Here is a 14,327-nt window from a genome sequence, read left to right as displayed (position 1 = left end):
CTGAAACGCCCGCGGGGCAGATGACCACGCATCGGTCACCCATGGTGAACAAGCTGGGGAATACAGATGGCTTACTCATATACTGAGAAAAAACGCATCCGCAAGGATTTCGGCAAACTGCCCCAAGTGATGGATGTGCCTTACTTGCTGGCCATCCAGCTTGATTCCTACTACGACTTTCTCCAGCAGGATCGTTCGCCCGACGAGCGCCACGAGGTTGGCCTGCACGCGGCGTTCAAGTCCGTGTTCCCGATCGAGAGCTTCTCAGGCAATGCGGCCCTGGAGTACGTGAGCTACCGTTTCGGTACGCCAGCGTTCGATGTCAAAGAGTGTCAGCTGCGTGGCGTGACCTATTCCGCTCCGCTGCGTGTCAAGGTTCGCTTGATCATCTACGATCGCGACTCTTCGAACAAGGCCATCAAAGACATCAAAGAGCAGGAAGTCTACATGGGGGAGATCCCCCTGATGACCGAGAACGGTACCTTCGTCATCAACGGTACTGAGCGGGTTATCGTTTCTCAGCTCCACCGTTCGCCCGGTGTGTTCTTCGATCACGACAAAGGCAAGAGCCACTCCTCAGGGAAGTTGCTCTACTCTGCTCGCGTGATTCCTTACCGTGGCTCTTGGCTCGACTTCGAGTTCGACCCGAAAGACAACGTCTTCGTACGTATCGACCGCCGCCGCAAACTGCCGGCCTCGGTATTGATGCGTGCGCTGGGCATGAGCACCGAAGAGATCCTCGACGAATTCTTCGAAACCAGCAAGTTCCACATCGAGAAGAGCGGTTTCTCGGTGGAGCTGGTACCGTCACGTCTGCGCGGTGAAACGGCCACGTTCGACATCAAAGATGGCGAAGGCGGCGTCATCGTCGAAGAGGGCCGTCGGATCACTCAGAAGCACATTCGTCAGCTTGAAAAAGCCGGCCTTGAGCGTCTGGAAGTGCCGATGGAGTACCTGTTCGGCAAAACGCTGGCCAAAGACCAAATCGATACCAAAACCGGTGAGCTGATCTGCCCGTGTAACACGGAAATCACTCCGGAAGTCCTCGAGCGTATGGCGCAGGGCGGTATCACGCATATCGAAACCCTCTACACCAACGACCTCGACTGCGGTTCGTTCATTTCCGACACTCTGAAGCTGGATACCACCGGCTCTCAGTTGGAAGCGCTGGTCGAGATTTACCGCATGATGCGCCCCGGCGAGCCGCCCACCAAAGAGGCTGCCGAGACGCTGTTCCACAACCTGTTCTTCACCGAAGACCGCTACGACCTGTCGGGCGTTGGCCGGATGAAGTTCAACCGTCGCCTGCGCCGTGAATCCGACACGGGCTCTGGCGTATTGGATCGTAAAGACATCCTCGATGTCCTGCGTGAGCTGATCAATATCCGTAACGGCTTCGGCGACGTGGACGATATCGATCACCTGGGTAACCGTCGTATTCGCTGCGTGGGCGAAATGGCCGAGAACCAGTTCCGCGTCGGTCTGGTGCGCGTCGAACGTGCGGTGAAAGAGCGCCTTTCCATGGCGGAAAGCGAAGGCCTGATGCCGCAAGACCTGATCAACGCCAAGCCGGTTGCGGCGGCGGTGAAAGAGTTCTTCGGCTCCAGTCAGCTGTCTCAGTTCATGGACCAGAACAACCCGCTCTCCGAGGTGACCCACAAGCGTCGTGTGTCGGCACTCGGCCCAGGTGGTCTAACCCGTGAGCGTGCAGGCTTCGAAGTGCGCGACGTACACGCCACGCACTATGGCCGTCTGTGCCCGATCGAGACGCCGGAAGGCCCGAACATTGGTCTGATCAACTCGCTGGCGACGTACAGCCACACCAATAGCTACGGCTTCCTGGAGACGCCTTACCGTAAGGTCGTCAATAGCCAGGTGACCGATGACGTGGTGCATCTCTCTGCCATCGAGGAGGGCGATTTCGTTATCGCCCAGGCCTCTGCTGCCGTAGATGAGTCTGGCAAGTTGAGCGATGACTTGGTGCAGGTGCGTCACCGTGGCGAGACGACCTTCATGCGTCCCGAACAGGTGACGCTGATGGACGTGTCTCCGCGTCAGGTCGTCTCCGTAGCCGCCGCGCTGATTCCGTTCCTCGAGCACGACGATGCCAACCGCGCCTTGATGGGTGCGAACATGCAGCGTCAGGCCGTTCCGACCCTGCGCGCCGACAAGCCGCTGGTCGGTACCGGCATGGAGCGTTTCGTGGCACGCGACTCCGGCGTGTGTGCCGTGGCGCGCCGCGGCGGCGTCATTGACTCCGTCGACGCGCGTCGTGTGGTGGTGCGGGTCAACGAAGATGAAATCATCGGCGGTGAAGCCGGTGTCGACATCTACAACCTGACCAAGTACACCCGTTCCAACCAGAACACCTGCATGAACCAGCGCCCCATCGTGCGCCCTGGTGACAACGTGGCGCGTGGTGACATCCTCGCCGACGGTCCGTCCGTCGACATGGGTGACCTCGCGCTTGGCCAGAACATGCGTATCGCGTTCATGCCCTGGAACGGCTACAACTTCGAGGACTCCATCCTGCTCTCCGAGCGTGTGGTTCAAGAAGACCGTTTCACCACGATCCACATCCAGGAGCTGACCTGTGTGTCCCGCGACACCAAGTTGGGGCCGGAAGAGATCACCTCCGATATTCCCAACGTCGGTGAATCGGCGCTGGGCAAATTGGACGAAGCGGGCGTTGTTTACATTGGTGCCGAAGTCGGCCCCGGCGATATTCTGGTCGGTAAGGTCACGCCCAAAGGCGAAACCCAGCTGACGCCCGAAGAGAAGCTGCTGCGCGCCATCTTCGGTGAGAAAGCGTCTGACGTAAAAGATACCTCTCTGCGTGCTCCCACCGGCATGAAAGGGACGGTCATCGACGTTCAGGTCTTCACCCGTGACGGCGTCGAAAAAGACTCCCGTGCACTCTCCATCGAGCAGATGCAGCTGGACGAAGTGCGTAAGGATCTTCAAGAGACCTACCGCATCGCCGAAGATGCCACCTTCGAGCGTCTGAAGCGTACGCTGGCAGGTCAGGCCGTCAACGGCGGTCCGCAGCTGAAGAAAGGCGACGTGCTGGACGACGCGTATCTGGACGAACTGCCCCGTCAGCAGTGGTTCAAGCTGCGTATGCAGGACGAGTCCTACAACGAACTGCTGGCCCAGGCCGACGAGCAGCTCGAAAACCGTCGAAAAGAGATGGACGAGCGTTTCGAAGACAAGAAGCGCAAGTTGACTCAGGGCGATGACCTCGCGCCGGGCGTGCTGAAGATCGTCAAGGTCTATATGGCGGTCAAGCGTCGTATTCAGCCCGGTGACAAGATGGCCGGTCGCCACGGTAACAAAGGTGTTATCTCTGCGATCATGCCCATCGAAGATATGCCGTTCGACGAGAAGGGCGAGCCGGTGGACGTGGTACTGAACCCGCTGGGTGTACCGTCGCGTATGAACGTCGGTCAGATTCTGGAAACCCACCTGGGTATGGCGGCACGCGGCTTGGGTGTCAAAATCGACGCCATGCTGCGCGACGCCCGCGGTCAGCAAGTCGCAGAAATTCGTGACTTCCTGGGTCAGGTGTATAACACGCCGGGTACTCGCGTCGAGGATATCGACTCCTTGACCGATGACGAAGTCATCGCGCTGGCGAAGAACCTAAAGGGCGGTGTGCCCATGGCCACGCCGGTGTTCGACGGTGCCAAAGAGCACGAAATCAAGCACCTGCTGAAGCTGGCGGACATTCCGGAGTCGGGCCAAATGACGCTGTACGATGGCCGTACCGGCGATGCGTTTGACCGCCCGGTGACCGTTGGCTACATGTACATGCTGAAGCTCAACCACTTGGTAGACGACAAGATGCACGCGCGTTCTACCGGTTCTTACTCGCTTGTTACGCAGCAGCCGCTGGGTGGTAAGGCGCAGTTCGGTGGTCAGCGCTTTGGTGAGATGGAAGTGTGGGCGCTGGAAGCCTATGGCGCCGCGTACACGCTGCAAGAGATGCTCACCGTCAAGTCGGACGACGTCGAAGGCCGCACCAAGATGTACAAGAACATCGTGGATGGCGACCACACCATGCAGGCAGGCATGCCGGAATCCTTCAACGTACTCGTGAAGGAAATCCGCTCGCTGGGCATCGATATCGAGTTAGAGAGCTAGGAGCCGTCCCATGAAAGATTTGGTGAAAGTACTCAAATCGCAATCTCAGTCCGAAGAGTTTGACGCGATCAAGATTACCCTGGCGTCGCCGGACATGATTCGCTCCTGGTCCTTCGGCGAGGTGAAGAAGCCTGAGACCATCAACTACCGTACCTTTAAGCCGGAACGGGATGGTCTGTTCTGTGCCAAGATTTTCGGCCCGGTCAAAGACTACGAGTGCTTGTGCGGCAAATATAAGCGCATGAAGCACCGCGGCATCATCTGTGAGAAGTGTGGTGTCGAAGTCACCAAGGCGGCCGTGCGTCGTGAGCGCATGGGTCACATCGAACTGGCATCGCCGGTGGCTCACATTTGGTTTTTGAAATCCCTGCCGTCGCGTATCGGCATGTTCCTCGATATGACGCTGCGTGATATCGAGCGCGTGCTCTATTTCGAAAGCTTTGTGGTCATCGACCCCGGCATGACCACTCTGGAGCGTGGTCAGCTGCTCAACGACGAGCAGTACTTCGAAGCCTTGGAAGAGTTCGGCGACGACTTCGACGCCCGTATGGGGGCCGAAGCCGTTCAGGAGCTGCTCAAAGACATCGATCTGGAAGAAGAGATCAACACGCTGCGTGAAGAGATTCCGCAGACCAACTCTGAAACCAAGATCAAGAAGCTCTCCAAGCGCTTGAAGCTGCTGGAAGCGTTCTACCACTCCGGCAATGCGCCGGCGTGGATGGTCATGGAAGTGCTGCCCGTACTACCGCCGGACCTGCGTCCGCTGGTGCCGCTAGACGGTGGCCGTTTCGCGACCTCGGATCTCAACGACCTCTACCGTCGTGTGATCAACCGTAACAACCGTTTGAAGCGTCTGCTCGACCTCAATGCGCCCGACATCATCGTGCGTAACGAGAAGCGTATGCTGCAGGAAGCGGTCGACGCACTGCTGGATAACGGCCGCCGCGGCCGTGCCATCACGGGTTCCAACAAGCGTCCGCTGAAATCCTTGGCCGACATGATCAAGGGTAAGCAGGGGCGTTTCCGTCAGAACCTGCTGGGTAAACGCGTCGACTACTCCGGCCGTTCGGTCATCACCGTGGGCCCGACCCTGCGTCTGCACCAGTGCGGTCTGCCGAAGAAAATGGCGCTCGAGCTGTTCAAGCCGTTCATCTACTCCAAGCTGCAGTCGCTGGGCCATGCGTCCACGATCAAAGCCGCGAAGAAGATGGTCGAGCGCGAGCTGCCGGAAGTATGGGACATCCTGGCCGACGTCATTCGCGAACACCCGGTACTGCTCAACCGCGCGCCGACGCTGCACCGTCTGGGTATCCAGGCGTTCGAGCCGCTGCTGATCGAAGGTAAGGCGATTCAGCTGCACCCGCTCGTCTGTGCGGCCTACAACGCTGACTTCGACGGTGACCAGATGGCGGTTCACGTACCGCTGACGCTGGAAGCCCAGCTCGAAGCCCGCGCGCTGATGATGGCGACCAACAACGTGCTGTCCCCGGCCAACGGCGAGCCGATCATCGTACCGTCGCAGGACGTTGTTCTGGGTCTGTATTACATGACCCGCGAAAAAATCAACGCCAAGGGCGAAGGCATGGTGTTCTCCGACCTCAATGAGGTAGAGCGCGCCTTCGGCACACAGTCCGTGTCGCTGCATGCCCGCGTCAAGGTGCGTCTGGACGAAGTGGACGTCGACGAAGAGACTGGCGAGCGCTCCGAGCACCGCCGTCTTTACGACACCACCGTAGGTCGTGCGCTGTTGTTCCGTATTCTGCCGGAAGGCGTTCCGTTCGCGCTGATCGATCAGCCGATGAAGAAGAAGGCGATCTCCAGCCTAATTAACGAGGTATACCGTCGTGCGGGGCTGAAGCCCACGGTCATCTTCGCTGACCAGCTGATGTACACCGGCTTCCGTCTGGCGACCTGGTCCGGTGCCTCTATCGGTGTTAACGACTTCGTTATCCCCGATGCCAAGACCGAGATCGTTGATGCCGCTGAAGCAGAAGTCAAAGAGATCGAAGACCAGTTCTCCTCTGGCCTGGTAACCGCAGGCGAGAAGTACAACAAAGTTATCGATATCTGGTCCAAGGCCAACGATAAAGTTGCCAAGGCGATGATGGTGGGTATCTCGAAAGAGACGGTCGTTGATCGTGATGGTAACGACGTCGAGCAAGACTCGTTCAACAGCGTCTTCATCATGGCCGACTCCGGTGCTCGTGGTAGTGCCGCTCAGATCCGTCAGTTGGCGGGTATGCGTGGCCTGATGGCCAAGCCGGATGGCTCGATCATCGAAACGCCGATCGTGGCCAACTTCCGTGAAGGTCTGAACGTACTTCAGTACTTCATCTCGACCCACGGCGCACGTAAAGGTCTGGCGGATACGGCACTGAAAACGGCCAACTCCGGTTATCTGACTCGTCGTCTGGTAGACGTTGCTCAGGACTTGGTGATTACCGAGACCGACTGTGGCACCGAAAACGGCCTGACGCTGCACCCGATCATCGAGGGTGGCGACATCATCGTACCGCTGTCTCAGCGCGTACTGGGTCGTGTCGTCGCGCAGGACGTGGTCGATCCGAGTACCGAAGAAGTACTGATTCCGCGTAATACGCTGCTCGACGAGAAGTGGTGTGCCTCGCTGGACACCATGGGCGTTGACGAAATCGTCGTACGCTCCACGATTACCTGTGATACCGCTCACGGCGTGTGTTCCGCCTGTTACGGACGTGACCTTGCCCGTGGCCACCAGGTCAACATCGGTGAGTCCGTCGGTGTCATCGCCGCACAGTCGATCGGTGAGCCGGGTACCCAGCTGACCATGCGTACGTTCCACATCGGTGGTGCAGCATCGCGTTCGTCTGCGGTCGACAGCGTTCAGGTCAAGCACGGCGGTAAAGTGCGCCTGCATAACATCAAGCACGTTGAGCGTGCCGACGGCAAACTGGTCGTGGTCTCTCGTTCGAGCGCCTTGGCGGTTGCCGACGATCACGGTCGTGAGCGTGAGTACTACAAGCTGCCCTATGGTGCCGAGCTCTCCGTGCGCGATGGCGACGTGGTCGATGCCGGTGCTGTCGTAGCCAAGTGGGATCCGCACACCCATCCGATCATTGCGGAAGTGGAAGGTAAGGCGCAATTCATCGACCTCGATGAAGGTGTCACCATGCACCGCAGTGTCGATGAGATGACCGGTCTGTCGTCCATCGAAGTGATCGAGTCGGCCGCACGCCCAATGGCGGGTCGTGACAAGCGCCCGATGGTGATGCTGAAAGATGCCGCTGGTGAGTACGTATCCGTGTCCGGTTCCAATACGCCGGTTCAATACCTGCTACCGGGTAACTCCATCATCTCGGTGGACGACGGTGCGACCATCGGTGTAGGTGAGGTCGTTGCGCGTATCCCGGTCGAGGCGTCGGGTAACAAGGACATCACCGGTGGTCTGCCCCGCGTGGCTGACTTGTTCGAAGCACGTAAACCCAAAGAGTCCGCTATTTTGGCGGAAATCAGCGGTGTAGTGAGCTTCGGTAAAGAGACCAAAGGTAAGCGTCGTTTGACGATTACGCCTGAGTCTGGCGATCCGTTCGAGGCGCTGATCCCGAAATGGCGTCAAATCGCCGTGTTCGAAGGCGAGACGGTCGAGAAGGGGGAGGTGATCTCCGATGGCCCAAGCAACCCGCACGATATCCTGCGTCTGCTGGGTGTCGCGGAGCTGGCCAAGTACATCACCGCCGAAGTACAGGACGTTTATCGTCTGCAGGGCGTAGGCATCAACGACAAGCACATCGAAGTCATCGTGCGTCAGATGCTGCGCAAGGTGGAGATCACCGATTCCGGCGACTCTGACTTCATTACCGGCGACCAGGCAGAACTGGTGCGCGTGCTGGAGCAGAACGAGCGTCTGGAGAAAGAAGGCAAGTTCCCGGCCAAGTATCAGCGCTTGCTGCTGGGTATCACCAAGGCCAGCTTGGCCACTGAGTCGTTCATCTCTGCCGCGTCGTTCCAGGAAACGACCCGCGTACTGACCGAAGCAGCGGTAACCGGCAAGCGCGACTACCTGCGCGGCCTGAAAGAAAACGTGGTGGTTGGACGTCTGATTCCGGCAGGTACCGGTCTGACCCATCACGCAGAGCGTCGTCGCAAGCGCGAAGACGTAGAGCGTCTGTTCAATCCCTCGGCCACCGAGGTAGAGCAGGAGCTTGGCGCTCAGTTGACCGCCCTGGATTCAGACGACGATCTGTAACCAGCGGTAGACAACGAGCAACACGAGTAGCTGGCCCTGAGAGCAGGGTCTTGTCGGCGAATACGTCGGCAAGACTTGACGCCACCTGGGGTCAGCCTTTAGAATGCGCAGCCTTTAACAGTGGGGCGGGTGCGCCCGCATCCGCTGAAGGTACTTGTTAAAGGCTAAGGCAACCATTGGAGTCAGCTAAACACCATGGCAACGATTAATCAGCTAGTGCGCAAGCCGCGCAAGCGCCCCGTCACTAAAAGTGACGTGCCTGCGCTTCAGGCATGCCCGCAAAAGCGCGGCGTTTGTACGCGCGTTTACACCACCACCCCGAAGAAACCGAACTCGGCGCTGCGTAAGGTTTGCCGTGTGCGCCTGACCAACGGTTTTGAAGTCTCTTCTTACATCGGTGGTGAAGGTCACAACCTGCAAGAACACTCTGTTGTTCTGATCCGTGGCGGTCGTGTAAAGGATTTGCCCGGTGTGCGTTATCACACCGTTCGTGGCGCCCTGGACACCTCTGGCGTTCAGAACCGTAAGCAGGGTCGTTCTAAGTACGGTACTAAGCGTCCGAAGTCCTAAGACGTCTTATCGCAGCATCAAGGGCTGCGGCGTTACCTTTCACACGAATATATCGGTCTGATAAGAGTAAGGTCGGGCGGCGCAACGAGCGACGTGAGTCCCGGGTTTACCTGAAGGATCCTTAATTGAGGGCTTATCATGCCTAGAAGAAGAGTTGTAGCTAAACGCGAAATCCTGCCGGATCCCAAGTTCGGAAGTGAGCGTCTGGCGAAGTTCATGAACCACCTGATGGTCAGCGGCAAGAAGTCCGTAGCTGAGCGCATCGTATACGGTGCGTTGGACAAGGTTGCCGAGCGTAGTAAAGAAGAGCCGCTGGAAATCTTCGACAAAGCGCTGGAAACCATCCAGCCGATGGTTGAAGTTAAGTCTCGCCGCGTAGGTGGTGCGACCTATCAGGTGCCGGTTGAAGTTCGTCCGTCACGCCGTCAAGCGCTGGCAATGCGCTGGTTGGTAGACGCTGCGCGTCGTCGCGGTGAAAAAACGATGGTTCAGCGTCTGGCAGGTGAAATGCTGGATGCCGCTGAAGGTAAAGGTTCTGCCGTTAAGAAGCGTGAAGACGTACACCGCATGGCAGAAGCCAACAAGGCCTTCTCTCACTATCGTTTCTAAGCTCGGCGCTTCTAAGTTTGTGTCGCTTTTTGCCAGTTGTAGTGTGATTGAAAAGATGTTCGTCATGTTGCAACACGCCGCCGCTATCGTTGTCGATGGCGGCGGTGGCATAAGCAAAAAGTACACCGCTGGATTAACGAGCATCGCCAACTAACGGGAGTTTCACCGTGGCACGCAAGACTCCACTTAAGCGTTATCGCAACATCGGTATCGTGGCACACGTCGATGCGGGTAAAACCACAACGACCGAGCGCGTACTGTTCTACACCGGCCTTTCCCACAAAGTGGGTGAAGTGCATGACGGTGCGGCGACCATGGACTGGATGGAGCAGGAGCAGGAGCGTGGTATCACTATCACCTCGGCTGCAACGACCTGTTTCTGGCAGGGCATGAGTAAGCAGTTCGACGAGCACCGCATCAACATCATCGATACGCCTGGGCACGTTGACTTCACTATCGAAGTCGAGCGTTCTCTGCGCGTTCTCGATGGCGCGGTCGTCGTGCTGTGCGGTTCCTCCGGCGTTCAGCCGCAGACCGAGACCGTATGGCGTCAGGCCAACAAATACGAAGTTCCGCGTATGGTATTCGTCAATAAGATGGACCGTACCGGCGCTGACTTCTTCATGGTTGTCAACCAGCTGAAAGAGCGTCTGGGTGCCAACGCTGTGCCGATCCAGATCAACTGGGGTACGGAAGAAGACTTCAAAGGCGTTATCGACCTGATCGAGATGAAAGCCATCTTGTGGGACGAAGAGAGCCTGGGCATGAACTTCGACCTCGTGGACATTCCGGCGGAGCTGCAAGAGACCGCTGAAGAGTACCGCGAGCAGATGGTCGAAGCGGCTGCCGAAGCCTCTGAAGAGCTGATGGACAAGTACCTTGAAGAAGGCGAGCTAACCGTCGCTGAAATCAAGGCGGGTCTGCGCGCTCGCACGCTGGCTAACGAGATCGTTCTGGTTACCTGTGGTTCTGCTTTCAAGAACAAAGGTGTTCAGGCGGTACTGGACGGCGTTATCGAGTACATGCCTTCGCCGACAGAAGTCAAGGCGATCGAAGGTGAGCTGGACGACAAAGACGGCACCGTCGCGACTCGTGAAGCAGACGATAGCGCTCCGTTCGCTGCACTAGCGTTCAAGATCGCCACCGACCCCTTCGTTGGTACGCTGACCTTCATTCGCGTCTACTCAGGCGTTCTGAAATCTGGTGACGGTGTCTACAACTCCGTGAAGCAGAAGAAAGAGCGCGTTGGTCGTATCGTTCAGATGCACGCCAACTCTCGCGAAGAGATCAAAGAAGTACTCGCAGGCGACATCGCTGCTTGTATCGGTCTGAAGGACGTCACTACAGGTGACACTCTGTGCGACATCGATAACAAAATCGTTCTCGAGCGCATGGAGTTCCCGGATCCGGTCATCTCGGTTGCCGTTGAGCCGAAATCCAAGGCCGACCAAGAGAAGATGGGCGTTGCGCTGGGTAAACTGGCTCAGGAAGACCCCTCTTTCCAGGTCAAGACCGACGAAGAGACCGGCCAGACCATCATCTCGGGTATGGGCGAGCTGCACCTGGACATCATCGTTGACCGTATGCGTCGCGAGTTCAAGGTAGAAGCGAACATCGGTAAGCCGCAGGTTGCCTACCGTGAAACGATTCGTGGCAGCGTCGAGCAGGAAGGTAAATTCGTACGTCAGTCCGGTGGTCGTGGTCAGTACGGTCACGTGTGGCTGCGTATCGAGCCGCTGACTGCAGAAGAGAAGGGTGAAGGCGAAGAAGAGATCTTCTTCAAGTTCAACTCTGAGATCGTAGGTGGTGTGGTTCCGAAGGAATACGTACCTGCGGTTGAGAAAGGTGCTTTCGAGCAGCTGCAAAATGGTGTCATCGCGGGTTACCCGATGATCGACGTCAAAGTATCGCTGTTCGATGGTTCCTACCATGACGTGGACTCTAACGAGACTGCGTTCAAGATTGCTTCTTCTATGGCAGTGAAAGAAGGTGCCAGGAAGGCCAAGGCCGTGCTGCTGGAGCCGGTGATGAAGGTCGAAGTCGTGACCCCCGAAGAGTTTATGGGTGACGTCATGGGCGACCTGAACCGTCGTCGCGGCCTGGTGCAGGGCATGGATGACTCTTCCTCTGGTAAAGTCATTCGTGCAACGGTGCCACTGGGTGAGATGTTCGGTTACGCAACCGATCTGCGCTCACAGACCCAGGGCCGTGCGAGCTACTCTATGGAGTTCGCGAAGTACGAGGAGGCGCCCTCCAGCGTCGTTGAAGCCGTCATCAACCAAAACGGTTAACCGTTAGCTAACGTAAAGAGGTTATAGCAGTGGCTAAGGAAAAATTTGAACGTTCCAAACCGCACGTCAACGTCGGCACCATCGGTCACGTCGACCACGGTAAAACGACTCTGACAGCGGCCCTGACCCGCGTGTCTGCTGAGGTTTTCGGCGGCGACTGGCGTGAATTCGATACCATCGATAACGCTCCGGAAGAGCGTGAGCGTGGTATCACCATCGCGACATCTCACGTTGAATACCAGTCTGAAGTGCGTCACTACGCACACGTTGACTGCCCGGGACACGCTGACTACGTCAAGAACATGATCACCGGTGCTGCCCAGATGGACGGCGCGATTCTGGTATGTTCTGCCGCTGACGGCCCCATGCCGCAGACGCGTGAGCACATCCTGCTGTCTCGTCAGGTTGGCGTTCCGTTCATCGTCGTGTTCCTGAACAAAGCGGACATGGTCGATGACGAAGAGCTGCTCGAGCTGGTCGAAATGGAAGTTCGTGAACTTCTGTCCGAGTACGACTTCCCGGGTGACGATACGCCGATCATCACTGGTTCTGCCCTGATGGCACTGAACGGTGAAGACGAGAACGGCATGGGTACTACTGCGGTAGCTAACCTGATCAAAGCTCTGGATGACTACATCCCCGAGCCGGAGCGTGCGATCGACCAGCCGTTCCTGATGCCGATCGAAGACGTATTCTCTATCTCTGGCCGTGGTACCGTTGTTACCGGTCGTGTAGAGCGCGGTATCGTTAAAGCTGGTGAAGAAGTGGAAATCGTGGGTATCCGCGACACCACCAAAACCACCGTTACTGGCGTAGAAATGTTCCGTAAGCTGCTCGACGAAGGTCGTGCAGGTGAGAACGTTGGTGCGCTGCTGCGTGGTACTAAGCGTGATGACGTTGAGCGTGGTCAGGTACTGGCGAAGCCGGGCACCATCAACCCGCACACTGTCTTCGAAGCCGAAGTCTACGTACTGTCCAAAGAAGAAGGTGGTCGTCACACCCCGTTCTTCAAAGGCTACCGTCCGCAGTTCTACTTCCGTACCACTGACGTTACCGGTACTTGTGAACTGCCGGAAGGCGTTGAAATGGTCATGCCGGGCGACAACGTGAAAATGGTTGTTACCCTGATCGCTCCGATCGCTATGGACGACGGTCTGCGCTTCGCGATCCGCGAAGGTGGTCGTACCGTTGGTGCTGGCGTTGTGGCCAAAATCGTTAAGTAATCTGATTACTTGATGATAAGAGGGGGCTCTAGTGAGCCCCCTTTTCTGCGCACCAATCGCAAATGTTTGACATGTGCTGTTGGCGTGCCTATAATGCGCATCCTTTGAATGCGTGGGTAGACGGCTCGCGCCGTCGACATCCATTGGAGTTTAGGGCAAATGCAGAACCAAAAGATTCGCATTCGGTTGAAAGCGTTCGACCATCGCCTGATCGATCAGTCCACAGCGGAGATCGTTGAAACCGCTAAGCGTACTGGTGCTCAGGTTCGTGGTCCGATTCCGCTGCCGACCAACCGCGAGCGCTACACCATCCTGATTTCACCGCACGTCAACAAAGATGCGCGTGATCAGTATGAGATTCGTACTCACAAGCGTGTGCTCGATATCGTCGAGCCGACCGAGAAAACCGTTGATGCGCTGATGAAGCTCGATCTCGCCGCTGGCGTAGACGTGCAAATCAAGCTCGACTAATACACTAGACACTTTGCGGCCCAGCGCTCATCGATCATGTTTGAGCAGCAGCCGCCGCGCCGTGAGGCGCCACACAATGTGCTAGTGGAATGCTCTGGAAAGGGCAGCCATAGCGGGTGATAGCCCCGTACACTATAGGAGACTGAGTATGACTATCGGTTTAGTCGGTAAAAAGGCCGGGATGACCCGTGTCTTTACCGAAGATGGCGCATCCGTGCCCGTGACCGTTATTGAAGTTGATCCTAACCGTGTAACACGCGTCAAGACCATTGAGTCTGACGGTTACGCAGCGGTTCAGGTGACTACAGGTTCTCGTAAAGCCAAGCACCTCACCAAAGCGCAAGCGGGTCAGTTTGCCAAGGCGGGTGTTGAGGCTGGTCGTTCACTGATGGAATTCCGCCTTGCAGAAGGCGAAGAAGCTCCTGAAGTGGGTGGCGAACTCACCGTATCCCTCTTCGAAGCTGGTCAAATGATCGATGTGACCGGCACCTCTAAGGGTAAAGGCTTCCAGGGTGCTGTTAAGCGCTGGAACTTCCGTACCCAAGACAACAGCCATGGTAACTCCCTGTCGCACCGCGCGCCGGGTTCTATCGGCATGTGTCAGACACCGGGTCGTGTATTCAAAGGCAAGAAAATGGCCGGTCAAATGGGTAACACCCGTTGCACCGTACAGAGCCTTGAGATCGTCCGTGTCGACGCCGAGCGTAACCTGCTGCTGATCAAGGGCGCAGTGCCGGGTGCTACCGGTAGCGACGTTATCGTTCGCAGCGCCGTGAAAGCTGGCTGAAGGGGATA

General features: G+C 57.3%; 8 protein-coding genes. All 8 read left to right on the top strand.

Annotated features, from left to right (window positions below):
- The first annotated feature begins 66 nt into the window (after window positions 1-66).
- Window positions 67-4,143: a DNA-directed RNA polymerase subunit beta gene (gene rpoB / locus MHM85_RS13605; RefSeq protein WP_153843239.1), complete on the top strand. Its 4,077-nt coding sequence runs from the start codon at window positions 67-69 to the stop codon at window positions 4,141-4,143.
- 10 nt (window positions 4,144-4,153) lie between these two features.
- Window positions 4,154-8,368 carry a DNA-directed RNA polymerase subunit beta' gene (gene rpoC, locus MHM85_RS13600; protein WP_153843238.1) on the top strand — a complete coding sequence of 1,405 codons (4,215 nt, stop codon included), beginning with the start codon at window positions 4,154-4,156 and terminating at the stop codon, window positions 8,366-8,368.
- A 195-nt stretch (window positions 8,369-8,563) separates the two neighbouring features.
- Complete coding sequence (gene rpsL / locus MHM85_RS13595) at window positions 8,564-8,938, top strand: 30S ribosomal protein S12 (protein ID WP_009098973.1); 375 nt, start codon at window positions 8,564-8,566, stop codon at window positions 8,936-8,938.
- A 138-nt stretch (window positions 8,939-9,076) separates the two neighbouring features.
- Complete coding sequence (gene rpsG, locus MHM85_RS13590) at window positions 9,077-9,547, top strand: 30S ribosomal protein S7 (RefSeq protein ID WP_016915771.1); 471 nt, start codon at window positions 9,077-9,079, stop codon at window positions 9,545-9,547.
- 167 nt (window positions 9,548-9,714) lie between these two features.
- Window positions 9,715-11,838 carry an elongation factor G gene (fusA, locus tag MHM85_RS13585; protein ID WP_139527869.1) on the top strand — a complete coding sequence of 708 codons (2,124 nt, stop codon included), beginning with the start codon at window positions 9,715-9,717 and terminating at the stop codon, window positions 11,836-11,838.
- Window positions 11,839-11,867: 29 nt separating this feature from the next.
- Complete coding sequence (tuf, locus tag MHM85_RS13580; RefSeq protein ID WP_139527870.1) at window positions 11,868-13,061, top strand: elongation factor Tu; 1,194 nt, start codon at window positions 11,868-11,870, stop codon at window positions 13,059-13,061.
- A gap of 159 nt (window positions 13,062-13,220) precedes the next feature.
- Window positions 13,221-13,532: a 30S ribosomal protein S10 gene (rpsJ, locus tag MHM85_RS13575; protein WP_009098983.1), complete on the top strand. Its 312-nt coding sequence runs from the start codon at window positions 13,221-13,223 to the stop codon at window positions 13,530-13,532.
- A gap of 148 nt (window positions 13,533-13,680) precedes the next feature.
- Window positions 13,681-14,319, top strand: coding sequence for a 50S ribosomal protein L3 (rplC, locus tag MHM85_RS13570; protein WP_044628835.1), 639 nt, complete (start codon window positions 13,681-13,683; stop codon window positions 14,317-14,319).
- The last annotated feature ends 8 nt before the right edge of the window (window positions 14,320-14,327 follow it).

This window comes from Halomonas sp. McD50-4 (assembly GCF_022348135.1).
GTDB lineage: Bacteria > Pseudomonadota > Gammaproteobacteria > Pseudomonadales > Halomonadaceae > Vreelandella > Vreelandella piezotolerans.
This window is presented reverse-complemented; position numbering and strand designations above follow the sequence as displayed.